The sequence below is a fragment of the Pseudomonas sp. 50_B genome, from assembly GCF_017491625.1.
In the GTDB taxonomy this organism is placed as follows: Bacteria; Pseudomonadota; Gammaproteobacteria; order Pseudomonadales; family Pseudomonadaceae; genus Aquipseudomonas; species Aquipseudomonas danubii.
Genome location: NZ_JAFGYX010000010.1, coordinates 86,399 through 111,020, shown reverse-complemented (window position 1 = coordinate 111,020; position 24,622 = coordinate 86,399). Strand labels below are relative to the sequence as shown.

Sequence of the window (24,622 nt, the reverse complement as noted above, 5' to 3'; positions counted from 1 at the left end):
CCTTGGAAAGCCCGGTAAACAAGCCCGGTAGACATTACTCCGAGTCGCGTGCGGGTTCCAGATGAGCGTCCTGTCGTTCAGCGAAGCTCCCGGCGCCAAGGCCGGGGAGGTTTTTTCAGATCAGATGCAGATGGTTGTCCCAGAGCCCTGCGGGCAGATCCAGCGGCTTTGCCACAATCTGTGTCTGACGACAGTCGTAGAAGCGGCAACGGCCTTGTCCCGACGTCACCACGAAACCGTCGGCCACGGCGCCGACCCCGGCACAGTCTGGCAGGGGCGCATCGACCCGCACTGCGCCGCTGTCCAGGTCCCAGATGAAGAAACGGTTGCCCCGGGGGGCGGTCAGCGCCACCAGGCGCAGGTCGCTGTGCACCGCGACGCTGGCGGTGTAGTGCCCCATGGCTTGCAGCTGCTGTTCGGGCACCGGGAAGGCCGCGAAGGGCTGGCCCGGACGCTTGATTGCCAGGAGTTCCGAGGGCTCGTGGGCGGCGCCCATGAACTGCTGGCCGGTGACGATGGTGCCGTCGCTGGCGATGCCCATGTGGCGCACGCTGTTCATCTGCTGGGCCAGGGTTTCCTTGCTCAACAGGGTGCCGTCGCGCTGCATCAGCACCAGGCTGGGCTCCATGGCATCGAGGTTCATCTCCACCCGGCTCTCGGCTTCAGTGCGGATGCCGCCATTGGCTACCACCAGGGTTTCACCGTCGGGCATCCACGACACCTGGTGCGGGCCGATACCGTGGGTGGACAGCTCAGCGCTGTGCACCAGACGCTCGCCTTCGAAGCGATACACCCCGAGCAGGCCGCGGCCGGGGTCCCGGGTGTCGTTCTCGGTGGCGTACAACCACTGGCCATCCTTGTGGATCACCGCGTGACCGTAGAAGTGCCGGTCAGGTTGTGAGGTCACGGTCTGCAGCAGCGCGCCGTTGCGCAGGTCGATCAGGTAACTCTCGGTGCCCGGGCGCCGGGCCACGAACAGGGCGATCGGCAACTGCGGGTGATTGATGATGTCATGGCAACGCTGGCCGACCTGGGTGGCAAACACCTGTTTACCGTCCAGCTGATAACCGACGGCGTAATGCTTGCCGTCACCATCGTCCCTGGCCGAAAGCAGCAAGGGCTGTTTGCCCTTTTGCTTGAACAGCGTCCAGCCGCCCAAGGTCACCGCACTGAGCAGCAGGCTGCCCAGAACCAAAGCCTGACGTCGCAGCATCATCAGTCACCGTCGTTGGCGTTGAAGCCCAGTTGGATACCCAGCGCCTTGGCCAGTTCACCTTCGTGCAGGCGGTGGACCACGTTGAGGCTGTCGTACAGATCATTGAGCTGCTGGCGCCCGGCGTCGTCACCGAGCATTTCGGTCAGCGAGCGCTGGGTGCTGGCGAAGAGTTTCAGCGAGGCGGCGTATGCAGCGTCGATCTTGTCGGCCAGGGGCTTCTGATCGGCTGGCAACAGGCCGCGCAGGCCCTTGTTGTCGACTCCGGCCCAGACCGTCTGAGCAGCGCTGAGGCTGGCCTCAAGGCCTTGCAGGGACGACTGGCTGCGCCAGGCGTCGGCCTGGAACGGCTGAGGAATACCCTTGGTCTGGCGGCCCATCGGCGTGCCGAGCTTCTTCTTCAGGGTATCCAGGGCAGTGACCTGGACCCGCAGCAAATCAGCGATGGCTTCATGGGAGTCGGCGTAGCGCTGGTTGGGGAACTTGCTCATCTGCGCGAGCATGCCGTCGTTGGTATTCCAGCCCGCCAGGATTTCTTCCGCCAGTTGTTTCTGACGTTCACCGATGGCGGTCAACAGTGGGCAGTAGCGAGCTTTCTGTGCGCTGTCGGCCATGTCGATCTTGCTGTCGAACAGGATGTACTCGTAAGCCGACAGGCCTTGCACCACCACACTGGACTTGGCCAGGGCCGCGGCATCGATCTGCGCATTGGCGCTGACCAGTTGTTCGACCTGGCGGCCTACGAGGTTTTTCTTGTCCGGCCAGAACTGCACTTGCCAGGCGCGGTTGCCCTCGGCCAGCGGGCCGATCAGCAGCGGTTGTAGCTCGGCCCAGGCCTTTTGTGCGTGGAGGAAGTCGGCACGGGCAGTGTCCAGGCTTTCCTTGCCTTCGCAGAAGGCCAGGGCGCTGATGGCCAGTTGGCGGTCAGCGTCGACCCAACGGCTGTAGGTCGGCAGGATCACCTGTTTGGCGATAGCGGCCGAGGTCACGGCTTGTGGGTCCTGGGGCGAGCAGGCGCCCAGGGCGAGTGCGGCAAGGCTGGTGAACAGCAGTTTGGGGCGGAACATGTTCGGGCTCCCTTTGTTGTGGAGAAAGCAGATGAGACGAATGTTTATAGCGAATTCAAAAAGGCCAGCAGCGCGGCACGCTGCTCGGCATTGAAGGCGAGAACCTGTTGCTTCGCGCCCTCGGCTTCGCCGCCATGCCACAGCACCGCCTCCATCAGGTTGCGGGCGCGGCCGTCATGCAGGAACTGGGTGTGGCCACTGACGGTTTCCGTCAGGCCGATGCCCCACAGGGGCGCAGTGCGCCAGTCGCGGCCACTGGCCTTGAACTCAGTGCGGTGGTCCGCCAGGCCCTCCCCCATGTCGTGCAGCAGCAGGTCGCTGTAGGGGCGTATCACCTGATTGGCCAATTCGGGTTCGGCGGCGTTGGCCGCAGTGGTGAAGCTTGGGGTGTGGCAAGACTGGCAGCCGGCCTGGAAGAACAGGTTCTTGCCGGCCAGGACCTGGGGCGAATCGACATCGCGGCGCGCCGGTACCGCCAGGTTGCGAGTGTAGAACAGCACCAGGCGCAGGATGTTGTCGCTGACCTCCGGCTCACCGTCCGGACCATTGCCGTTGGGGGCCTGCTTGCAGGCGGTTTGCGCGTCGGTGCAGTCATCGAAGGGCCTCAGGCGGGTGGTCAGGCCCATATCACCAGAGAACGCGTGAACATTTTGTTGATTGAGGTTGGGTTGGCCGGCTTTCCAGCCAAAACGCCCGAGTACGGTCTTTTGCTGGGCGTCATCCCAGACCCAGTTGGGTCGTCCGGCAATGGCCTTATTGCCGGAAGCGGGCCGAGCGTTGGCCAGGATTGCCGCTTCGGGAATGGCCTCCAGCAACCCCAGGCCGATCATCGGCGGCGCCACTCGGGCGGAGAACTGCGTCTCGGGGTGCATTGGGCCGTAGCCCAGGTCCGTGATCTGCAGCCTGGGTTTGCGCAACTCCACCTGGGTGCCGTCCTTGAACCGTACGGGCAGCGGATCGTATTCGACCCGTACCCGGCCTTCGGGGGCGACTCCGGGAATCGCCATGTCTTGCAACTGGCCGCCATACACCGGTTCCGGCACCACGCCGACCTGCTCAATGACCTTGGCGTAGGCCGGGGTATCCGGAATCGACAGGCGCACCAGCATCGACACCGCGTTCAGCGCATCCGGCGCGGGCGGATGGCCGCGGCCGTCCTTGACGTGGCAGTTCTGGCAGGCATTGGTGTTGAACAGCGGGCCGAGGCCGTCACGGGCGGTGGTGGTGGAAGGGGCGATCACCCAGGGGTTGCGGAAAAAACTGTTGCCGACGCTGAAGTCCAGGCGTCGGGTCGGTGGCAGGTTGGCCGATGGCAGGGAGAAGGCATTGCGATCGGCCTTGTTGACCGTGGTCGCGCCGCCGGCCCGGGCTTCCCCTGGTTCGGCCTGGGTAAAGCGCGGAGCGTCATCGCAGGCACTCAGGCTCAAGGCCATGAGTAGAGCGGACCAGCGAAGCAGCGACGGGGGCATCGGACATCCTGCAAGACGAGCAAAACAAGGGCGCAAAGTCTAACAGGGCCGCCTGGATTGAATAAGAGGAATTATCGTTTGGTTTGATTCAGGACAAGCTTGCCAGGAAGCGTCCAGGCGCCTGAAACGGAGCGCCACGGGCACAAAAAAGGCGACCCGCAGGTCGCCTTTTGGCTGAAGCCGCGCTGATCAGAACTCGTGATCGGCGTTGTCCGGGTTCAGGTCGCTGATGCCCAGCTTGCCCGCAGCCTGTTCGATCGAGCCGGTCTGCTTGACCAGGGCGGCGATGGCGTCGCGCACGATCTGGTTGCCGGATTCGTTGCCCGCCGCGATCAGTTGGTCGTAGTGCTCACCCTTGTTGGCGTGGTCGACCATGACTTGGATCTTGGCTTCGGTGGCGGCCAGGTCGGCTTTCAGGGCGGCGTCGGCTGCCGGGTCGGCCTTGGCCACCAGGGACGACAGACTGGCGCCGGTCATCTTGCTGCCGTCGACACGGGTGTACTCGCCCAGATAGACGTTGCGGATGCCCTTGGCATCGTAGAAGTGCGAGTTGTGGGTGTTGTCGCTGAAGCAATCCTGCTCGTCTTCAGGGGAGTTGGCTTCCAGGGATACCTTCATCCGCTCGCCCGCCAGTTCGCCCAGGGAAAGGCTGCCCATGCCGAACAGCATCTTGCGCAGACCGGTCTCGGCCGGTTCGGCTTCCAGGGTGGCGCGGTAGTTGTCGGCCACATCCGGCTTCCAGTTGCCGACCATTTCTTCCAGGTCGTTGACCAGCAGTTGGGTCACGGCCTTCAGGTAGGCGCGACGACGCTCGTTGTGGCCGCCGGTGGCACCGGCACCTTCCAGGTAGTCGGAAGCAGGGCGGGCGCCGGCGCCAGGGCCGGTGCCGTTCAGGTCCTGGCCCCAGAGCAGGAATTCGATGGCGTGGTAGCCGGTGGCGACGTTGGCCTCGGCACCACCCAGCTCGTTCAGGCTGGCGAGGGTTTCCGGGGTGATGTCTTTCACGTCGACCTTGTCTTCGCCGACCTGGATCTGGGTGTTGGCGATGATGTTGGCGGTGGCGCCCGGGTTGCCCAGTGCGTGCTCGTAGCTCTTGTCGACGTAGTCGATCAGGCCTTCGTCCAGTGGCCAGGCGTTCACCTGACCTTCCCAGTCATCGATGATGGTGTTGCCGAAGCGGAACACTTCGCTCTGCAGGTAAGGCACGCGAGCGGCAACCCAGGCAGCCTTGGCGGCTTTCAGGGTTTCGTCGTTGGGCTTGGCGAGGAAGGCATCGATGGCGGTTTGCAGGGTTTTCGCGGTGGATTCGGAGTCGCTGTAAACGGCGAATACCATGTCGGCGTAATGTGCGACTACAGCCTTGGCCGCGGCTTCGTCGACCTTGCCGGCAGCGTCAGTGGCTGGGGTGGCAGTGCTGGCGGCCGGGGTCGGCGCTTGAGCGGCAGCCTTGTCGTCTTTGCCTTCGCCGCAGCCGGCGAGGGAAATAGCGATGGCCAACAGACTGGCGGTAGCCAGAGGCATACGAATCATGGCGAACATCCTGCTTCGAGAGGGGGAGTGGACGGCGCTGGGGGGCGCGCAAAACTGCAACATAATGCGAAAGATTTGCATTATGTGTAAAGGGTCGCGCTTGTAAATATTTCTTATTCAGAAGGGGACTGCGCCAGGTCAAGCCGGCCAGTGCTCTGTTTAGGTCAGAGGATCACCGCGTTGCTGCGCTGCGCCTGTTTCAGGTAGGCGCTCAACTCCCGCGCCGGCAGGGGTTTGCTGTAGTGATAGCCCTGACCCTCATGGCAGCCTTCGGAGATGATGTAAGCCTCCTGTTCAGCCGTTTCCACGCCCTCGGCGATCACCTGCATGCCCAGGCTTTTACCCAGCTGGATGATGGCGCGCACGATGGTCGCATCGTCGTCGTCATCCAGCAGATCCTGGACGAAGCTCTTGTCGATCTTGATCTTGTCCAGGGGCAGGCTTTTCAGGTAACTCAGGGACGAATAACCAGTGCCGAAATCGTCGATGGCGATCAGCGCTCCGGAGCGTCGCAGGCTCAGCAGATGCTGGGCGGCGGTGCTGATGTCTTCCATCAGGCCGGTTTCGGTGACTTCCAGTTCCAGGCTGCGCGGTGGCAGGCGGTAGATCTGCAGCAGGTTGTTGACCACCCGTGGCAGTTCGGCGTGGTGCAGTTGCACCGTGGACAGGTTGACCGCCATACGCAGGTCGCTGAAGCCCATGTCGTGCCATTCGCGCAGTTGACGGCAGGCCTGATCCAGGACCCATTCGCCGATGGCGATGATGGTGCCGTTCTGCTCCGCCAGGGGAATGAACAGGTCCGGCGGCACCAGGCCGTGTTCCGGGTGTTGCCAGCGAATCAGCGCCTCGACTCCCACCACCCGGTGGTCGCGATAGCTGATCTGTGGCTGATAGACGAGGAAGAACTGCTCCCGGGTCAGGCCTTCACGCAGGTCCTTCTCCAACTCCCGGCGCCGACGCATTTCGCTGTCGACGCTGGCGATATAGAACTGATAGCGATTGCGTGACCGGCTCTTGGCCAGGGTCATGGTCTGTTCGGCTTTTTGCAGGAGTTTTTCCGTGCTGTCGCCGTCTTCCGGGAACAGGGTGATGCCGATGGTGGCGCGCAGGCGGATTTCCTGATGATCGAGGGCGAAGGTGGCCTCCAGGTCGTCGAGGATGCTTTGTGCCAGCTCTGCGGCTTCATAGGGTTGTTCGATATCGGCCTGGACCAGGGCGAACTGATCGCCACCCAGGCGAGCCAGGGCGCCGAGGCGGCCACTGTGGCCACGCAGGCGATCGGCCAGGGCCAGCAGCAGTTGGTCGCCGGTCTGGTAGCTGAACTGTTCGTTGATGCCCTTGAAGTCATCCAGGCCGACACACAGTACTGCCACCCGGCGTTGCAGGCGTCCGGCGTCCACCAGGATCTTGTCCAGTTGCTGCTGCAGTTGCTGACGGTTCGGCAGGCCGGTCAGGAAGTCGTACTGGGCCATGCGCAGCAGGCTGTTTTCCGCTTCGTGGCGCAAGTGGGTGTTGCGCTCGATGGAGGCCAGCAACTGGTTGGCGGTGATGATCCAGATTCCCAGTTCGTTTTTTTCGTGCCCCTTGAGCAGTGGCAACTGGTGTTCGCTGGGGCGGTCGGGATTGATGGTAGTCAGGTGCTCGATGATTCGTGACAGCGGTTTGGTCAGCAACCAGTGATAGACCAGGTACAGCACCAGTGCCATGGCCAGGGCGCGCAGGACGCCGGAGATGAAGATGATCACCGAGTTGATGATGAAGCCCTGGCCGTAGGTAGCGGTGTCGAGGGTGATGCTCAGGTCGCCGTAATACTCGCTGTAGGGGCCGCGGCCCACCAACTGGGTGGTGAAGGTGCGTTCCTGGCCAAGAATCAGATCGGTGAGCCAGCGACTGGAAGAATGCTGCAGCTCGCGGGACTTTTCCGCGAGCATAGTTTCATTGGGGTGGCCAATGGAGGCCATGCGCACCGCATCATCCTGGAACAGGCCTTCAATGACTTGCATGCCCATTTCCCGGTCCAGGCTGTAGACCGCCTGTGTCGATGGGTCGCGAAACATGTCGAGAATGCGCTGGGCGTCGTTAGCTACCGCCTGCCGAGTCTTGTAGGCATCGAAGACGATCTGGGCACAGCTCAGGACTACGCCCACTATGAGTGCCGACAGCAGCACAACCCGGAGCAACTTCACCGACAAGCTGTTTTTGAGTTCCAGCTTCAAAGGGCTATTCCTTGTTCCGTGCGCGTAGCGTCAAGTTGCCATGAGTATTGGCAATCCCGTGTTGGCCGTCAAAGTGACATTAAGGCCGAGAACAGGACGTCTGCGGGCCAGGCCCGGGTGATCAGATTCAGGATTGCTCTTGCTGTGGATAGTGTGTCGGTAGCGACGCCTTGCAACTTGAGGGGCGGCGTTGATTTTTACATCAGATGAATCTTAGCGTCTCGGCTGGGCGGGACAAGATGCCGGCTTTGTCAGAGGCAAAAAAAACCCGGCCAGGCCGGGTTTTTTGCACTGCAAACGGACTTAAGCGACGAAGTTCTTGCCTTCGAACTGCTCAGCCACGAATTTCCAGTTGACCAGGTTCCAGAACGCTTCGACGTATTTAGGACGAACGTTGCGGTAGTCGATGTAGTAGGCGTGTTCCCAGACGTCGCAGGTCAGCAGCGGAGTGTCGCCGCTGGTCAGCGGGTTGCCGGCGCCGATGGTGCTGGCCAGGGCCAGGGAACCGTCAGCCTTCTTCACCAGCCAGCCCCAGCCGGAACCGAAGGTGCCAACGGAAGTCTTGGTGAATTCTTCTTTGAACTTGTCGAACGAACCGAAGGCTGCGTTGATGGCCTCGGCCAGAGCGCCAGTAGGTTGGCCGCCGGCGTTTGGCGCCAGGCAGTTCCAGTAGAAAGTGTGGTTCCAGACCTGGGCTGCGTTGTTGAAGATGCCGCCCGAAGAGGTTTTGACGATCTCTTCCAGAGTCTTGCCTTCGAACTCGGTGCCTGGCACCAGGTTGTTCAGGTTCACGACGTAGGTGTTGTGGTGCTTGTCGTGGTGGTATTCCAGGGTTTCCTTGGAAATGTGCGGCTGCAGGGCGTCGTGTGCATAGGGCAGCGGCGGCAATTCGAAAGCCATGATGATTCTCCTAATCAGGTCAGTTGCGGTGAGCGCAAGGCCGATCACGGGCGGCCAGACAAGCGCCGGGGAGTTTGTACTCTTTGCGGCGCAGGGTTCGGATCATAGCACCGGGGGTGCGGCTTAACCACGCAACAACTGTGTGGGATAGAGGTTCCAGAGCCTTTTGGAATAAGTCACGCAGCGCTGATCAGCTGGAACGCCACGCTGAACATCATCACCGCCACCAGCAGGTCGAGCATCCTCCAGGTACTGGGGCGAGCCAGCCACGGAGCCAGCCAGGCGGCGCCCAGGGCCAGGGTGAAGAACCACAGCAACGAAGCGCTGGCGGCCCCCACCACGTAAGCGCCGGGCTCGGTTTGTTGCGCCCCCAGTGAACCGATCAGCAGCACGGTATCCAGGTAGACGTGGGGGTTGAGCAGGGTGACCGCCAGGGCACTGAGCATGACAGCCCGCAGCGAACGCACGGTCTGGCCTTCGCCCTGTTGCAGGCTTTGTTTCGAGCAGGCCCGGCGCAGGGCCTGGGCGCCGTACCAGATCAGGAACGCCGCGCCGCCCCAGCGCGCCACGGCCAGCAGCATCGGGCTCTGGGTCAGGATGGTGGCCAGGCCGAACACCCCGGCCGCCACCAACAGGGCATCGCAGGTCACGCACAGTGCCGCCACCGGCAAGTGGTGTTCACGGCGCAGGCTCTGAGCCAGGACGAAGGCGTTTTGCGTGCCGATGGCCATGATCAGGCCGGCGGCCACCAAGAGACCGTTTACATAGCTTTGCCACATGATTACTGCTCCTCGCCGGCGGCCAGTTTTTGCAGAACCTGCATGGCTCGCCGGGCATCCGCCTGACCGACAAACAGGTGGTCGTGGTAGTAGCCGGCGATCACGTTGCAACTGATTCCGGCCTGGCCCAGGGCGCCAGCGAAGGCCGCTGTCAGGCCCACGGCTTCAAGGGCCGAATGCACGTTGAGGGTGATCCAGGCCGCCACGTAATCGAAGGCCAGACCCAGGCGCTCGGCCTGTTGGCGCGGGAGGATAACCGTCAGTCCCTCGCGTTCGCGAAAGCTGCCCAGCACTTCGCAGTCCTGCAGCAGGCTGGGGTCAGTGAGGGAACAGAACACGTACTCGCCGTCGTTGAGCTGTGGGCTCATGCTGCGTAGCAGGGTAGCGAGGGAGGTTTCACCAGCCATGAACAAAATCCTTGAGCGAAGAAGCATTACAGAGGCTTTACGCTGGCTATTTTCTCGCTCCAGGCGGTATAAGAAAAACCAATAGTGCTGATCACTCATTAGGAAAAATGATGTTCGACTACAAGTTGCTCTCTGCCCTGGCCGCGGTGATCGAACAGGCAGGATTCGAACGGGCGGCCCAGGTGCTGGGATTGTCGCAGTCGGCCATTTCCCAGCGCATCAAGCTACTGGAGGCCCGGGTCGGGCAGCCGGTGCTGGTGCGGGTGACGCCACCGTCGCCCACGGAAATCGGGCGCCGCCTGCTCAACCATGTGCAGCAGGTACGCCTTCTGGAGCGGGACCTGCAAAGCCTGGTGCCGGCCCTGGACGAAGAAGGCTTGCCGGAGCGCCTGCGTATTGCCCTCAACGCCGACAGCCTGGCCACCTGGTGGGCCGAAGCGGTGGCTGACTTTTGCGCCGAACATCACTTGCTCCTGGACCTGGTGGTGGAGGACCAGACGGTGGGCCTCAAGCGCATGCGCGCCGGCGAAGTGGCGGCTTGTGTCTGCGCCAGCGAGCGTCCGGTGGCCGGGGCCCGCAGCCTGCTGCTGGGGGCCATGCGTTACCGCGCCCTGGCCAGCCCGGCGTTCATCGCCCGGCATTTTCCCCTGGGCGTGCGCGCCGAGCAGTTGGCTCGGACCCCGGCGTTGGTGTTCGGCCCCGACGATTTCCTGCAGCATCGCTATTTGGCGTCCCTGGGGGTCGATGGCGGTTTCGAACATCATTTGTGCCCATCTTCCGAGGGCTTCATCCGTCTTGCCGAAGCTGGGCTGGGCTGGGGGCTGGTGCCCGAACTGCAGGTTCGCGAGCAACTGCAGCGAGGCTTGCTGGTGGAGCTTTTGCCGGATAAACCCATCGATGTGCCGCTGTACTGGCATCATTGGCGCAACGGCGGACAATTGCTGGGCTTGTTGACCGAGCACCTGGCACGTTTATCTGCACAATGGCTGGTGCCTTGGGAGCAGCCATAAGCGTCAAGCGACAAGCTGCCAGTGCACAGCTTGCGCTTCGACTTTCAATGCGCGGCTTGTAGTTCGTAGCTCGTCACTGCTTTGTTTAGGAATATTCATGAAAATTCTGGTTACCGGCGCAAGCGGCTTCATCGGCGGGCGCTTTGCTCGTTTTGCCCTTGAGCAGGGCCTGGAGGTCCGGGTCAACGGCCGTCGCGCCGAAGCGGTGGATCATCTGGTGCGTCGTGGCGCCGAGTTCGTCCAGGGCGATTTGAACGATGCGGGCCTGGTGCGCGAACTCTGTCGCGATGTCGATACCGTGGTGCATTGCGCCGGTGCGGTGGGCTTGTGGGGGCGTTATCAGGATTTCCATCAGGGCAACGTGCTGGTCACTGAGAATGTGGTCGAAGCCTGCCTCAAGCAACGGGTCCGGCGCCTGGTGCATCTGTCCTCGCCGTCGATCTATTTCGATGGCCGTGATCACCTGGGGCTGACCGAAGAGCAAGTGCCCAAGCGTTTCAAGCACCCCTACGCAGCCACCAAGTACCTGGCCGAGCAGAAGGTTTTCGGTGCCCAGGAGTTCGGGCTGGAGGTCATTGCGTTGCGGCCGCGTTTTGTCACCGGTGCCGGCGACATGAGTATCTTCCCGCGGTTGTTGAAGATGCAGCGCAAAGGTCGCCTGGCCATCATCGGCAACGGCCTGAACAAGGTCGACTTCACCAGTGTGCACAACCTCAACGAGGCCCTGTTCAGCAGCCTGCACGCCAGTGGCTCGGCCCTGGGCAAGGTCTACAACATCAGCAACGGTGCGCCGGTGCCGCTGTGGGACGTGGTCAACTATGTGATGCGCCAGATGCAGGTGCCGCAAGTCACCCGCTATCGCTCTTTTGGCCTGGCCTATAGCGTGGCGGCGCTCAACGAGGGGCTCTGCAAGCTCTGGCCCGGCCGTCCTGAACCGACCTTGTCGCGCTTGGGGATGCAGGTCATGAACAAGGACTTCACCCTGGATATCAGCCGGGCCCGGCATTACCTCGGCTATGAGCCCAAGGTCAGCTTGTGGGCCGCTCTGGATGAGTTCTGCAGTTGGTGGAAGGCTCAGGACATAAGCTGAAATCAAAGACTGAACCCGGTTTGCCCGGGCCGGTCCATTGGCCGGGTGAATTAGCGGTTTATACTCGCCGCATTCAGCCATCACCGCGGTTCACAAAGGTTGCCCCATGCGTAACGATGCACACGATGACTTCGATGACGTTCCAAGTCTGCGCGCCGATCCCCTCGATGACGATGTCTTTCCTACCACCAGCGCTGCCCGTGAGCGCACCACCGTGCATTCGCGCAGCGCTCCGGTGGCCAAGGTCAAGGGGCCCAGTACCGGACCATTGTGGGCATTGGTGGGGGCGTTGTTCTTTGCCTTCATCGGTCTTGCCTGGTGGAGCTTCCAGCAGATTTCGCTGATGGAGCAGCAACTGGTGGCGACCCAGGAAAGCTTCGCCAGGATCAGTGAAGAGGCCGCCGGCCGTCTGCAGGACATCTCCGGCAAGGTAGTGGCCAGCCAGACCAATGTCACCACTGACAGCGAAGCCTTGAAGCTGCAGATCAAACAGTTGGAAAGCCGGCTGCAGGATCAGAGCCGACAACAGCAGGGCGTGGCCGGGCAGGCGACTGACCTGGACAAGCGCCTGGCGCAGATGACAGCCCAGACTGCCGAGCAGCAGGCGGCCAACGTGCAGTTGCAGGCCCAGGTGAAAGCCTTGAGCGCTGAACTGGCGAGCCTCAAAGGCGTCCAGGCGGACGCCGGCAAGTTCGATAGCCAGCTCAAGAGCTTGAATGCCGACCTTGCCGCATTGAAAAAACAGGGCAACCCGAGCGCTGCCATCGAGCGACTGGAGCAGGAGCTGGTGGTACTCAAGAGTGAGCAGGACAATCGTCCCGCTGCCCAGAGCGGAGCCAGCACCGCCGAGTTCGATGCGTTCCGTGGCCAGGTCACCCGCAACATCAATACCCTGCAAAGCCAGATCCAGAACCTGCAGCAGCAGATCAATACCCGTCCTTGAGTGGTAGGCCCTCCCCGCGCACGGCGTGGGGGGCTGTTCGGCCAAAGTGTGCTGAATGTTCACCCATATTGCGCAGCCGTCTACGCTCTTCAAACGCCATCAGGAACGAGGAGCGAGCGATGAGGCTGTTGCAGAAAAATACCTGGCTGGGATGGTTGTTATTGCTGTGCATGGGTTCGTTGCATGCGGCGGTACCGGCGGCCGATGACGGTGTGGCGGCCCGGGCGCTGCTGGAAAAAGCCCTGCGCTATTACCACGACCAGGGTGACAAGGCGTTTGCGGCCTTCAGCCGCCAGGGTGAGTTTGTCGACCGTGATCGTTATGTGTTCGTGGTGGACACCCGGGGCGTGATGCTGGCCAGCGGCGGTCCTTCGTCGGCATTGATTGGCCGAGATGTTTCCGAAGTCCTGGGGCCGGATCTGCGCAAGGCGTTCAAGGACGCCCTGAAGATTCCCGAGGCCAATGGCATCCAGCAAGCCGAATACCGCTGGCAGAACTGGGCCGACGGCAAGATCGAACGCAAGCATGTGTACTTCCAGCGTATCGGCGAACGCATCCTGGCGGTGGGGTATTACCTGCCTCGGGCCTCGGCCGAGCAGGCCAAGGCGCTGCTGGATCGAGCGGCCACGGCCTTGGGCGGCGATCAGCCGGGTACGCTCAAAGCCATCAATGACTTGCGTGGCGGGTTTCTCGAAGACGATCTGTATGTGTTCGTGGTGGACCTCGACAGCCACCGCTATCTGGCCCATGGCACCAACCTGCGCCTGCTCAATACCGATTTTGGCAAGATCAAGGACCCAGAGGGCAAGCCGGTTGGGGAGCCGATCCTGGCGCTCATGGCAGGCCAGGATCAGGGGGAATACGAGTACCGCTGGAAGAACCCGGTGACGGGCAAGGTCGAGGACAAGCATGCCTACTTGCGCAAGGTCGGAAAGCTGCTGGTTGCCGTGGGGTACTACAGCCCTTGAATCCTGAGCGCTGGCCCCTGCCAGCATCAGGATCAATGCGCCTTGTCTTCACGGCCCCGTAACAGGCGATTGGGCATGGCAATCGCCGCCGCCAGCCCCAGCAGGGAAACCGCGGCACTGACCAGCAGCAGGTGCTGGAAGGTCAGCAGCAACTCGTTGCGCAATGCGTCGCGCGCGGGGCCAGGCGCGGCGTTCAGGCCTTGCAGCAAGGCATTGCCGGAATGCCCCTCGCTCATCAGCCCTGTGCCATTCAGATGCGCCAGGCTGGAATCCTGCAACAAGGCCAGCAGCAAGGCCGACATCAGCGCCACCCCCACCGCGCCGCCCAGGGCGCGAAACAGGTTGGTGGTGCTGGTGGCGACACCGATATCCCGTTGTTCCACCGAGTTCTGGGTGCCCACCAGGGAGGTAGGGAACTGCATGCCGCTGGCGATCCCGCAGAGCAACATGAACAGGCTGCTCAGCAGGACCTCCTGGGGCGGCACCAGGGCTATGCCGAGAATCGACACCGGCATCAATAGCGCGCCGCCCAGGATCATCGGCTTGTAGCGTCCGGTCACCGAGGTCAGGCGTCCGGCGCAATAAGCGCCCATGGGCAGGCCCATGGCCAAGGGCAGCAGGTGCAGGGCGGCACTGTCAGCCCCGGCCCCGGTGATGCTTTGGAAACGCAAGGGCATCATCACGATCAGCGAGATGGCCTGGAAACTGGTGAAGAAAATCGTGCACCAGCACAGCAGCGCATTGCGATTGGCAAACAGGTGCATCGGCAGCAGGGGCTCCCGGGCCCGGCGCTCATGCCAGACGAACAGGGCCAGGACGATGCAGCCGATAGCCAGCAGGTCGAGCACTTCGGCGCTGCGCCAGGAGTGGCCCTGGCCCACTTGGGTGATGCCCAGCAGCAGGGCGCTCAGGCCGATGATCAGCAACACAGTGCCGAGGTAGTCGATGATCGGCGTGCGCTGGGGCACCGGCAGCCCTACCAGGGTGCGGTGTGCCACCCACCAGGCACCCAGTCCCAGGGGCAGGTTGACCAGGAATACCCAGCGCCACGACAGAAACTCGGTCATGTAGCCGCCCAGCACCGGGCCGGCGACACTGGCCACCGCGTACATGCTGCTGAAGTAGCCCTGATAGCGGCCGCGCTCCCTGGGCGGGACTATGTCGCCGATGATGGCCTGGCTCACCGAGATCATGCCGCCGGCGCCGATGCCCTGAAAGATCCGCGCCAGCACCAGTTGTTCCATGTTCTGGGCCAGGCCGCAGAACAGCGAGGCCAGGGTGAACAATCCCATGCCGAACAGCATCAGCCGACGCCGGCCATACAGATCGCCGAGCTTGCCGTAGATCGGCACTGCCACGGTCATCGCCACCATGTAGCCGGAGATGACCCAGGCCAGCAGGCTGACATCCTTGAACTGAGCGGAAATGGCCGGCATGGAGACCGCGACGATGGTCTGGTCCAGGGCGCCGAGAAAGATCGCCAGCATCAGGGCGATCAGCACGCTGCGGATGGCCGGTTTGGGCGGGCCAGGCTGTTGGCGGTGAGTCACGAAAAAACCTGCAGGCAGTGATTGATCCGTAGCGGCAAGGCTGGCGGGAATGGGCGTCAGTGTACTCGATAGGGTGCTATCGGATAGCGCTACAAGGAAGAGCACGGCGTTTTTTCATGAAGGTTTTCAAGGGGGGAGGTTGTGCCAAAGCGCCTTGGATTCACCGCTCTCGAAAAGCTTTGTGGCACTTGGTGTTGATGTGTAATGGGACGCATTCTGTATAGTGTGCGCTCGGTGCCGGCTCCCTGAATCCTGGCTGTACGAGTGTTTATTTGTGTTGCCGGTGCTTGCGTTTTTCCTGGCTGAACCCGTCAATGGGTCGATGAAATCTGGCGGTTACCTGAGCTTTTTTTCAGCGGTGCAATTCTCCCCCCCCTGTTACTCTGAGGCCTGGACTGTAGTGATGAACAAGCCTGCCCTTGCTGCCATTCCCGTGTTCAAACTCTATGGCGAGAGCCTGGAGTGGCCCACCCCGGATCTGCTCCATTGCGAGTCCATCAGTCAACGCAGCCGTGAGCACCAGTGGGAAATAAAACCCCATCGGCATGCCGACCTCGGCCAATTGCTGTTTGTCTTCCGAGGGCAGGCCGAACTGGAGGTCGAAGGCCTGCGGACTTTGTTGAACGAACCGATGATCCAGGTGTTGCCGCCGTTATCGGTCCATGGCTTTCGATTTTCCGAGGATGTCGAAGGTTATGTCGTGACTCTGGCGGCGCCGCTGTTGAGCCATTTGCAAGCTCAGTTGGGGCGTTCGGAAAATACCCTGACCACGTCTTGCAGCTACCCGGCCCGGGAGGATGCGCAGTACCTGAACGGTTTGTTCAGTGCCTTGCAGAATGAGTATCAAGGGCAGCAGCCGGCTCGGGAAATGCTCATGCACGCCCTGGTGAGCATGATTGTGGTCTGGATTGGTCGTCAGGCACTGCAGCGCAGCAGTTCCAGTCAGCGTCCCCAGCGGGCCCGGGAATATTTCAACGGTTTTATCCAGTTGGTGGAGGCCCACTACCGCGAGCATGTGAAGGTCGAGGACCTGGCTCACAAGCTGGGCATCTCCGTATCGCACCTCAACGGCACCTGCCGCGAGCTGGCCGGGCAACCGGCGCTGCAGATCATGCACGAGCGTCAACTGCTGGAGGCCAAGCGCCTGCTGACCTACACCGGGATGACCATCTACGAGATTTCCGATGACCTGGGCTTTTCCGATCCCACCAATTTCACCCGGCTGTTCCGACGCCGCGAGGGGATTTCGCCCAAGGTGTTCCGCGACCGGCTCAAGGCCGATCAGGCGGGGGGGCCTGGGGCGTTGCCGCTCACCTGAGGGCGTTCAAGGTGGCGTTGTGGGGAATGCAGCGTTCCAGGTTGCAACTGGCGTAGTTGCGCTGTTGCATGCGGGCCTGCTCGACGCGATAAGCGGCGGTACCGTATAGCGCCAGGGTCATGGTGCAGGTCATGAAGATGGCCAGGTACCTTCTTGTCTTGACGTTCATGGCAACGACCTCTGAACCAATACCCCGTGTTTTCAGGGGCACTGATATCAGCATAGGTCAGTTGCGGGGGCTTGCCAGGCCGCTGCCCAGCCTGTTTGGCGAGGTATTGAACCGCTGGATCGTGTCTACAGCCCCACATCCCAGAGCGGTTCCTGGGGAAACCTGAGCACCAGGAAATCCAGCATGCTGCGCAAGGTTGCCGACATGTGCTTGCGCGAGGCGTAGACCGCATACATGTTCATCGTGCGGGGTTCGGCATGGGGCAGCAGGCGCACCAGTTCTCCCCGCTTGATGTACTCCCCGGCCTGGTAGCTGGGCAGCATGGCGATGCCGGCGCCGGCCACTGTGGTGCGCAGCAGGGTACTGGCTTCGTTGGCGCTGATATTGCCCTGTACCGGTACTGACACCTGCTCGCCGTCTTGTTCGAAATGCCACAAGCTTTTGCCGAAGTAGGAGTGGGTCAGGCAGTTGTGCTGGCTCAAGTCCTCCACCCGTTGTGGCGCCGGGTGCTCCTGGAGGTAGATCGGTGAGGCGCAGATCACCGAGCGACAGACGGTCAGGCGTCGGGCGATCAGGTTCGGGTCCAGGTCGTTGCTGGTGCGGATCGCCAAATCGATACGCTCATCCACCAGGTTCACCGTGCGATCGAGCATCTGCAGATCGATGCTCACACCGGGGTAACGCTTGACGTAGTCGGCCATCGCCTCCGCCAGTTGTGACTGGCCGAAGGAGGTGCTGACGCTGATGCGCAGCAGCCCGCGGGGCGCATCGTCAGGCTCGCCCACCGCAGCCTGCATATCGTTGGACAGCTCCAGCATCTGCCGACAGCGGGGCAGGATCTCGCCGCCGGCCGCGGTCAGGCTGAGCTTGCGCGTGGTGCGGTGCATCAACCGGGCACCGACCCAATCCTCCAACTCCGCCAGATAACGTGAAACCACCGGCCGTGAAAGGTCCAGGTGGTCGGCAGCGGCCGACTGGCTGCCCAGGTCCACAACGGTGACAAAGACCCGCATTGCTTGGAGACGATCCATGATTTGCCCGCTTTCAGAAACAAACTATGTTCAAGCATCGCATTTTTTGTAACGAGTCTGGCAACTAAGCTTTGTCCACTTCCAACCAAGCCAACAGATGCTGGAGCTGCCCTCATGATCGGATTCACCTCTCTTAAACGCCTGCTGCTGGCCACCGCCACCCTGGGTTTTGCCGCCCATGCCGCAGCCGCCGAGCCCAGCCTGAAGCTGGATGTCTACAACCCGGGGGCCAATGCCATCTTCCCGGTGACCTCGGTACTGGTCAGCGGCAAGAAGGACGCGATCCTGGTGGATGCCCAGTTCGGCAAATCCCAGGCCCAGCAACTGGTGGAAAAGATTCGTGCCAGTGGCAAGCACTTGACCACCATCTACATCAGCCACGGTGATCCGGACTACTACTTCGGCCTCGACACCCTGACCAAGGCTTTCCCTGATGCCAAGGTTGTTGCCTCACAACCCACAGTGGATCACATCAAGGCCACGGTGGATGGCAAGCTGGCGTTCTGGGGCCCGAAAATGGGCGCTGACGTTCCGGCCAAGACCATCGTGCCCGGCGTACTCAAGGGCCACAGCCTGACCCTGGAAGGGCAGAAGCTCGAAGTCATCGGCCTGGACGGCAAGCAACCGGATCGCAGCTTTGTCTGGATTCCGTCGATCAAGGCGGTGGTCGGTGGCGTGGTGGTCGCGGAAAACATCCACGTATGGATGGCCGATACCCAGACCCCGCAGTCTCACCAGGACTGGCTGAGCACCCTGAAGACCATTGAGGGCCTGAACCCCAAGACCGTGATTCCCGGGCACTTCCTCGGCGACAGCGCACGCTCCCTGGCCCCGGTGCACTTCACTGCGGACTACATCAAGGCCTTCGATGAAGAGACGGCCAAGGCCAAGGACTCCTCTGCGCTGATCGCGGCCATGAAAAAGCGTTACCCGGACCTGGGCGAAGACAGTTCCCTGGAACTGAGCGCCAAGGTCGCCAAGGGCGAAATGAAGTGGTGAAACCGGTTTGACCCGCTCCCTTCGGGGAGTGGACGCCTCTGTACTCTCTTAGCCAACTGGAGACATGTCATGAGCAAAATCGCAATCATTGGTGCCACCGGCCGTGCCGGCAGCCAACTGTTGGAAGAGGCCCTGCGTCGCGGTCACAGCGTCACCGCCATCGCCCGCAACACGGCGAAGATTGGCCAGCGTGCCGGCGTGCTCACCCGCGAAGTGGATGTGGCCGACAGCGCTGCATTGCAGGCGGCGGTAGCCGGCCACGACGTGGTGATCAGTGCCGCGCATTTTTCCACCATCCCGGCCAATGCCATCATCGACCCGGTGAAAAAGGCCGGGGTCAAGCGTCTGCTGGTGGTGGGCGGTGCCGGTTCGCTGCTGCTGCCCGGTGGCGGCAAGGTCATCGACAGCCCCGGTTTCCCGGAGGAGTACAAGGCCGAGGCCAGCGCCGGTGGCGTGTACCTGGACACCTTGCGCAAGGAGCAGGATCTGGACTGGACGTTCCTCTCGCCATCGGCGGAGTTCGTTGAGGGTGAGCGCACCGGGCAGTTCCGCCTGGGCCAGGACGATCTGCTGGTCAGTGCCCAAGGTCGAAGTTGGATCAGCTTCGCCGACTACGCCATCGCCATGCTCGATGAAGTGGAGAAGCCGGCCCACCGCCGCCAGCGCTTCACCGTCGGTTACTGATTAGCGGCCGACTGCCCCGGTAGCCGCCTGCCGTTGGCGGCTATCGGGGAGTTCCGATCAGTGTTGAAGGCCCTCGCGGGCCTTTTTGCTGTCTGCCGGCATCAGGGTTTTCTCATTCAGCGCTGTTTGGCCTGTTCCACCAGCCAGTCCAGCAGTTCCTGCAAGGCCGCCGCAGGCCCTGGGTGCTCCGGGTAGACCAGATAGTACGCCTGGCCCGTCGGGATCTTCAGTTCAAAAGGCATGACCAGCCGTCCGGCACTCAGGTCGTCGCCAATCAACGCCCAGTCGCCAATCGCCACGCCCGTTCCCTGGGACGCCACGGACATCGCCAGGTCCAGGGTCTCGAAATGCTGACCCTTGCCCAGGGTATTGAGTGGCGTGCCGGCGGCTTTCAACCAACTTTGCCAGTCCCGTTGATCGTGGGAGGGATGCAGCAGCAAGTGCTGTTGCAGGTCCGCCGGGTTCTTGAGGGGCACCGGGCCCTCCAGCAGCGGTCGCGAGCAGACCGGCGTCAGTTGTTCATTGAACAGGTGACGCGAACCCAGGGTCGGGGACGGCGGGGCTCCGTACATGACGGCGGCATCGAAGGGTTCGCGGCTGAAATCCACGCCGTGCTGAATGGTAGTGGTCAGTTGCACCGGTACATCCGGGCGCTCCCTCTGCCACTGCAGCAGCCGGGGCAGCAGCCAGCGCATCACACAGGTCGGAGCCTTGAGGCGCAGGTTGCGGCTCTGCCCACCGATGTCATCCACCGCGCCATTGATCAGTTCGAATACCTGCTGCACCCGCGGCAACCATTGCGCCCCTTCGTTAGTGAGGCTCAAGCCCCGGGCATGGCGCTGGAACAACGGATAACCCAGATGGCTTTCCAGGCCGGCAATTTGTCGGCTCACCGCTCCTTGGGTGATGTGCAACTGCTCGGCAGCGCGCGTGAAATTGCAGCACTGGGCGGTGACCAGAAAGGTGTGCAGCGCGGGAAGGGGAGGCAAGCGTTTCATGGGCAGCCAAGGCATGACGTGAGGACATGGCTAGTATGACTTTTTATCCATTGTTGCGGCTACAGCCTCACCGTTCCAATAGTCCTCCCGGCGTCTGCTGAGTTTTTCAGTCGGCAGTCAGTCGGGTTTTCCACCAATAAGAAGGGCGATGAGATGGCGACGTGCGGCGAAGTACTGGTCAAGTTACTTGAAGGTTATGGGGTTGAGCAGGTGTTCGGCATTCCTGGGGTGCATACCGTCGAGTTGTATCGCGGTCTGGCCCGCTCGCCCATCCAGCATGTCACCCCGCGCCATGAGCAAGGCGCCGGTTTCATGGCCGACGGCTACGCCCGCACCAGCGGCAAGCCCGGCGTGTGTTTCATCATCACCGGCCCCGGCATGACCAACATCACCACCGCCATGGGCCAGGCTTATGCGGACTCGATTCCCATGCTGGTGATCTCCAGCGTGCAGACCCGCAGCCAGCTGGGTGGCGGGCGCGGCAAGCTCCATGAGTTGCCGAACCAGAGTGCGCTGGCCAGCGGCGTGGCGGCGTTTTCCCATACCCTGATGAGCGCCGATGAATTGCCAGTGGTGCTGGCCCGGGCTTTTGCCCTGTTCCAGGCTGGACGCCCACGTCCGGTGCATATCGAGATTCCTCTCGATGTACTGGTTCAGGATGCCGATCATCTGCTGGCCAGCGAGCCGGTAACCGTTGCCCGTGCCGGTGCCGCCCCGGACGCTGTCGCCCGGATGAGTCAGCTGCTGGCGACGGCCAAGCGCCCGCTGATCCTGGCCGGTGGCGGCGCCATTGATGCGGCTGCTCCCCTGACCCGTCTGGCGGAACTGCTGCAGGCTCCGGTGGCCCTGACGATCAACGCCAAGGGCATGTTGCCGTCGGCCCACCCGCTGCTGATTGGCTCCACCCAGTCATTGGTGGCAACCCGTGTCCTGGTGGCCGAGGCCGATGTGGTGCTGGCCATCGGCACTGAACTGGCGGAAACCGATTACGACGTGACCTTTGCCGGTGGCTTTGAAATTCCCGGGGCCTTGCTGCGGATCGATATCGATGCCGATCAAACGGTGCGCAACTACCCACCGAAAGTGGCACTGGTGGCCGATGCCGGGAACGCAGCCCAAGCCCTGCTGGCAGAGCTGTCCCGGCACACCTTGAGCGAGCGCAGCAGCGACTGGGGCCAGGCCCGCGCCGCGGCCTTGCGCAGCGAACTCGAGAACCTGTGGGACACGCCGACCCGGGCCCAGACCCTGTTCCTGGAAACCGTGGTCCAGGAGTTGCCGGAGATCGTCCTGGTGGGCGATTCCACTCAGCCGGTGTACAGCGGCAACCTGACGTTCAATCCTGAGCAGCCGCGGCGCTGGTTCAACTCGTCCACCGGCTACGGCACCCTGGGTTATGCCTTGCCGGCCGCCATCGGCGCCTGGCTCGGGGGCGCTTCCCAGTCCAGCTCGCGGCGGCCGGTGGCTTGCCTGATCGGCGATGGCGGCTTGCAGTTCACCCTGGCGGAACTGGCCTGCGCCGTGGAAGCACGCACGCCGATCATCGTCCTGCTGTGGAACAACCAGGGTTATGAAGAGATCAAGAAATACATGGTCAATCGGGCCATCGAGCCAGTAGGCGTCGACATCTACACCCCGGATTTCATTGCCGTGGCCAAGGGCCTCGGGTGCGCAGCCGAGCGCATCGACAGTGTCGAACAATTGCGTGCGGCCCTGCGCATGGCCGTTGATCGCCAGGGACCGACCTTGATTGAAGTTGACCAGAATCGCTGGACTCAAGGAGCACAGGCATGAGTTCGCCGCACCTGTTGAACGGTGTGTACATCGACGGCCAATGGTCGGCAGGCAGTGAGCACCTGCAGGTGATTAACCCGTCCACCGAGGCGCCCTTGGCCTGGGTGGCGGGCGCCGGACCGCAAGCCGTGGATCAGGCGCTGCAAGCCGCTACGGCGGGGCTTGCCCGCTGGGCACAAAGCAGTGGCGTCGAACGTGCCGCCGTGCTGCGCAAGATCGCTGCCGGTGTGGCCGAACGCCGGGAACGGCTGATGCACCTGCAGTCGAGCAACAACGGCAAGCCGCAGTTCGAGGCGGCGATGGATGTGGACGATGTCATTGCCACCTTTGAGTATTACGCCGGGCTGGCCGAGGAGCTGGACGCGACCCAGGATGCGAATGTGCCGCTGCCCAGTGAGGATTTCAGCGCGCGCCTGCGTCGTGAGCCCTGTGGCGTGGTCGGGCTGATCGTGCCGTGGAATTTCCCCATGGTCACCACGGCCTGGAAGTTGGCGCCAGCCCTGGCCGCCGGTTGCAGCGTGGTGCTCAAACCCTCGGAAGTCACCCCGCTGCCGGAGCTGGAGCTGGCGGCGATCATCGCCGAAAGCGGCTTGCCCAACGGGGTGTTCAACCTGGTCTGCGGGACGGGCCTGGCGGTCGGTGCGCCTTTGGCGGCGGACCCGCGAGTGGCGAAGATTTCCTTCACCGGCAGTAATGCAGTGGGCGTCCAGGTCATGCAGCGGGCGGCGGAAACCGTCAAGGGCGTGAGCCTGGAACTGGGGGGCAAGTCATCCTTGCTGGTGCTGGCGGATGCCGACCTTGACCTGGCGGTGGAGCTGGCCTGTGGCGGTGGCTTCTTCAATGCCGGGCAGATGTGCTCCGCCACCAGCCGGGTACTGGTCGCCGACGAGCTGGCCGATGAATTCCTCTTGCGGCTCAAGGCCCGGGCTGAAGGCATTCGGGTGGCCGACCCGTTCGACCCTGAGGTGGTCATGGGCGCCCTGGTGAACCAGGCGCAATACCACAGAGTGCTGGCGCACATCGATCGTGGTCTGAATGTCGGTGCCAAGCTGGTGTGTGGCGGCGGCCGCCCGGCCGGGCTGCAGCAGGGCTTTTTCATCCAGCCCACGGTGTTCACCGAGGTGCCGCTGGACAGTGCTCTGTGGCGTGACGAAATCTTTGGCCCGGTGCTCTGTGTGCGCAGTTTCAGCAGCGAGCAAGAGGCGATCAAACTGGCCAATGACAGCGAGTTCGGCCTGGTGGCCAGTGTGGTGGGGGCGGACGTGGACAATGCCGAGCGGGTGGCCAATGCCCTGCAGGCCGGCCTGGTGTGGATCAATGCACCCCAGGTGATCTTTCCCCAGACTGCCTGGGGCGGCTACAAGCAGAGCAGCATCGGCCGCGAGCTGGGCCCCTGGGGCTTGCAAGCCTTCCAGGAGCTCAAACACGTAATCCGCGCGCTGTAGCCGCCGGCTTGCCGGTGACCCCGGGTTACCCGCCAACCCGCAGGCGCGCCATGTCCCGCAAGGGTGGCGCGCCAAACAGTCGGCTGTACTCACGGCTGAACTGAGACGGGCTTTCATAGCCGACTCGATACCCCGCCGCCGAAGCTTCCAGACCTTCGGCCAGCATCAAGCGCCGGGCTTCCTGCAGACGCAGCTGTTTCTGGTACTGCAAGGGACTCATGGCGGTCATCGCCTTGAAGCGGTGGTGCAGGGTCGACACGCTCAGGTTCACTTCCCGGGCCAGGTCATCGATGCGCAACGGCTGCACGAAATTGCCGTTGAGCCACTTGATGGCCTGGTTGACCCGGTGCCCCTGGCTGTTGGCGGTGGCGATCTCGTACAGACGGTGGCCCTGGGGGCTGCGCAGCAGGCGATAGAGAATTTCCCGACGCACCAGCGGCGCGAGCATGGCGATGTCTTTCGGGGTGTCCAGCAGGCGGGTCAGGCGCAGCACGGCGTCCAGCATCGCCGGGTCCAGGCGCTCTACGTACAAGCCCCGTCCAGTGGGCCGGGCAGGCACCCCCAGCGGTCCGGCATCGGCGATCAGTGCATTGATTTCCCCGGGGTCGATGTCCAGGCGCAGGGCCAGGATCGGCTCTTGCGGCGAAACGATCGCCACCTTGCCGCTCAGTGGCACGGAAACCGACACCACCAGGTAATTCAGCGGGTCGTAGTTGTAGCTTTCATCGGCCAGGCGCACTTCCTTGCGGCCCTGGGCCATGATGCACAGCGCCGGTTGCGCCAGCACCGAGCCGAAGTGATGGGAAGTGCTGTGACGCGAGACGAACAGCGAGTCGATGGCGGTGGCATAGCTGCCATCTTCGGTGGTGTTGCGCGCAATGATCGCGGCCAGTTCCACGCGCTGGCGTTCCATCTCCGGAGCCAGGGGCGGCGGCAGGGTATCCAGTGATGACATGGGGCGCCTCGGGGTGTTTGCAGTCGGCACAGCTTAAGTTTGTGCAAGAGTCGCGGGTAGGCGAATCCTGCGTAAAACTTGCCTGATCCT

General features: G+C 62.7%; 22 protein-coding genes. 9 read left to right on the top strand and 13 right to left on the bottom strand.

The window, feature by feature from the left end:
* Positions 1-115: 115 nt before the first annotated feature.
* From J5M73_RS16045 to J5M73_RS16010, 8 genes are all read right to left on the bottom strand, one after another.
* Positions 116-1,213: a DUF1513 domain-containing protein gene (locus J5M73_RS16045; protein WP_102860995.1), complete on the bottom strand. Its 1,098-nt coding sequence runs from the start codon at positions 1,211-1,213 to the stop codon at positions 116-118.
* 2 nt (positions 1,214-1,215) lie between these two features.
* Positions 1,216-2,280 (bottom strand): imelysin family protein, encoded by a 1,065-nt coding sequence (locus J5M73_RS16040; RefSeq protein WP_102860502.1) that lies wholly within the window; start codon positions 2,278-2,280, stop codon positions 1,216-1,218.
* 44 nt (positions 2,281-2,324) lie between these two features.
* Positions 2,325-3,749: a di-heme oxidoredictase family protein gene (locus tag J5M73_RS16035; protein ID WP_102860503.1), complete on the bottom strand. Its 1,425-nt coding sequence runs from the start codon at positions 3,747-3,749 to the stop codon at positions 2,325-2,327.
* Between the two features lie 189 nt (positions 3,750-3,938).
* On the bottom strand, positions 3,939-5,279 hold the full coding sequence (locus tag J5M73_RS16030; protein WP_102860504.1) for an imelysin family protein: 1,341 nt from the start codon (positions 5,277-5,279) through the stop codon (positions 3,939-3,941).
* Between the two features lie 164 nt (positions 5,280-5,443).
* Positions 5,444-7,495 (bottom strand): GGDEF domain-containing phosphodiesterase, encoded by a 2,052-nt coding sequence (locus J5M73_RS16025; RefSeq protein ID WP_102860505.1) that lies wholly within the window; start codon positions 7,493-7,495, stop codon positions 5,444-5,446.
* Positions 7,496-7,798: 303 nt separating this feature from the next.
* Positions 7,799-8,395 (bottom strand): Fe-Mn family superoxide dismutase, encoded by a 597-nt coding sequence (locus J5M73_RS16020; protein WP_011063080.1) that lies wholly within the window; start codon positions 8,393-8,395, stop codon positions 7,799-7,801.
* Positions 8,396-8,571: 176 nt separating this feature from the next.
* Positions 8,572-9,174 (bottom strand): LysE/ArgO family amino acid transporter, encoded by a 603-nt coding sequence (locus J5M73_RS16015; RefSeq protein WP_102860506.1) that lies wholly within the window; start codon positions 9,172-9,174, stop codon positions 8,572-8,574.
* A gap of 2 nt (positions 9,175-9,176) precedes the next feature.
* Positions 9,177-9,581: an ACT domain-containing protein gene (locus tag J5M73_RS16010; protein ID WP_102860507.1), complete on the bottom strand. Its 405-nt coding sequence runs from the start codon at positions 9,579-9,581 to the stop codon at positions 9,177-9,179.
* A gap of 110 nt (positions 9,582-9,691) precedes the next feature.
* On the opposite strand from J5M73_RS16010, the gene J5M73_RS16005 reads away from it, so the two are divergent.
* The 4 genes from J5M73_RS16005 (at position 9,692) to J5M73_RS15990 (ending at position 13,592) form a co-directional block, all read left to right on the top strand.
* Entirely contained in the window at positions 9,692-10,591 is a 900-nt protein-coding gene (locus tag J5M73_RS16005; protein ID WP_102860508.1) for a LysR family transcriptional regulator ArgP, read from the top strand.
* Positions 10,592-10,688: 97 nt separating this feature from the next.
* On the top strand, positions 10,689-11,681 hold the full coding sequence (locus tag J5M73_RS16000) for an NAD-dependent epimerase/dehydratase family protein (protein ID WP_102860509.1): 993 nt from the start codon (positions 10,689-10,691) through the stop codon (positions 11,679-11,681).
* A 106-nt stretch (positions 11,682-11,787) separates the two neighbouring features.
* Positions 11,788-12,624, top strand: coding sequence for an ATPase (locus J5M73_RS15995; protein ID WP_102860510.1), 837 nt, complete (start codon positions 11,788-11,790; stop codon positions 12,622-12,624).
* Between the two features lie 119 nt (positions 12,625-12,743).
* Positions 12,744-13,592: a cache domain-containing protein gene (locus J5M73_RS15990; protein ID WP_102860511.1), complete on the top strand. Its 849-nt coding sequence runs from the start codon at positions 12,744-12,746 to the stop codon at positions 13,590-13,592.
* A 32-nt stretch (positions 13,593-13,624) separates the two neighbouring features.
* Here the strand turns inward: J5M73_RS15990 and J5M73_RS15985 are convergent, their stop codons facing one another.
* The gene (locus J5M73_RS15985) at positions 13,625-15,142 is read right to left on the bottom strand and encodes an MDR family MFS transporter (RefSeq protein ID WP_207815864.1); all 1,518 of its coding nucleotides are present in this window, start codon (positions 15,140-15,142) and stop codon (positions 13,625-13,627) included.
* 403 nt (positions 15,143-15,545) lie between these two features.
* Between J5M73_RS15985 and J5M73_RS15980 the strand changes: the two genes are divergently transcribed.
* Entirely contained in the window at positions 15,546-16,460 is a 915-nt protein-coding gene (locus J5M73_RS15980) for a helix-turn-helix domain-containing protein (protein WP_207815862.1), read from the top strand.
* Here J5M73_RS15980 and J5M73_RS15975 read toward each other — a convergent pair.
* Positions 16,453-16,629 carry a hypothetical protein gene (locus tag J5M73_RS15975; protein ID WP_162884084.1) on the bottom strand — a complete coding sequence of 59 codons (177 nt, stop codon included), beginning with the start codon at positions 16,627-16,629 and terminating at the stop codon, positions 16,453-16,455. The two genes, J5M73_RS15980 and J5M73_RS15975, sit on opposite strands and share 8 nt — an antisense overlap.
* Positions 16,630-16,754: 125 nt before the next feature.
* Positions 16,755-17,660, bottom strand: coding sequence for a LysR family transcriptional regulator (locus J5M73_RS15970; protein ID WP_207815860.1), 906 nt, complete (start codon positions 17,658-17,660; stop codon positions 16,755-16,757).
* Between the two features lie 114 nt (positions 17,661-17,774).
* Between J5M73_RS15970 and J5M73_RS15965 the strand changes: the two genes are divergently transcribed.
* A complete protein-coding gene (locus tag J5M73_RS15965) occupies positions 17,775-18,659 on the top strand; it encodes an MBL fold metallo-hydrolase (RefSeq protein ID WP_207815858.1) in 885 nt (294 codons plus the stop codon).
* A 69-nt stretch (positions 18,660-18,728) separates the two neighbouring features.
* Positions 18,729-19,343, top strand: coding sequence for an NAD(P)-dependent oxidoreductase (locus J5M73_RS15960; protein WP_102860517.1), 615 nt, complete (start codon positions 18,729-18,731; stop codon positions 19,341-19,343).
* A gap of 116 nt (positions 19,344-19,459) precedes the next feature.
* On the opposite strand, the gene J5M73_RS15955 is transcribed toward J5M73_RS15960, so the two are convergent.
* The gene (locus J5M73_RS15955) at positions 19,460-20,341 is read right to left on the bottom strand and encodes a LysR substrate-binding domain-containing protein (protein WP_102860996.1); all 882 of its coding nucleotides are present in this window, start codon (positions 20,339-20,341) and stop codon (positions 19,460-19,462) included.
* Positions 20,342-20,494: 153 nt separating this feature from the next.
* Between J5M73_RS15955 and J5M73_RS15950 the strand changes: the two genes are divergently transcribed.
* Positions 20,495-22,132, top strand: a complete 1,638-nt coding sequence (locus J5M73_RS15950) for a 5-guanidino-2-oxopentanoate decarboxylase (protein WP_207815856.1) — start codon at positions 20,495-20,497, stop codon at positions 22,130-22,132.
* Entirely contained in the window at positions 22,129-23,577 is a 1,449-nt protein-coding gene (locus J5M73_RS15945; protein ID WP_207815854.1) for an aldehyde dehydrogenase family protein, read from the top strand. Before J5M73_RS15950 ends, J5M73_RS15945 begins: the two co-directional genes overlap by 4 nt.
* Before the next feature lie 25 nt (positions 23,578-23,602).
* Here J5M73_RS15945 and J5M73_RS15940 read toward each other — a convergent pair whose 3' ends face one another.
* Entirely contained in the window at positions 23,603-24,532 is a 930-nt protein-coding gene (locus tag J5M73_RS15940; RefSeq protein ID WP_102860520.1) for an AraC family transcriptional regulator, read from the bottom strand.
* Positions 24,533-24,622: the final 90 nt, after the last annotated feature.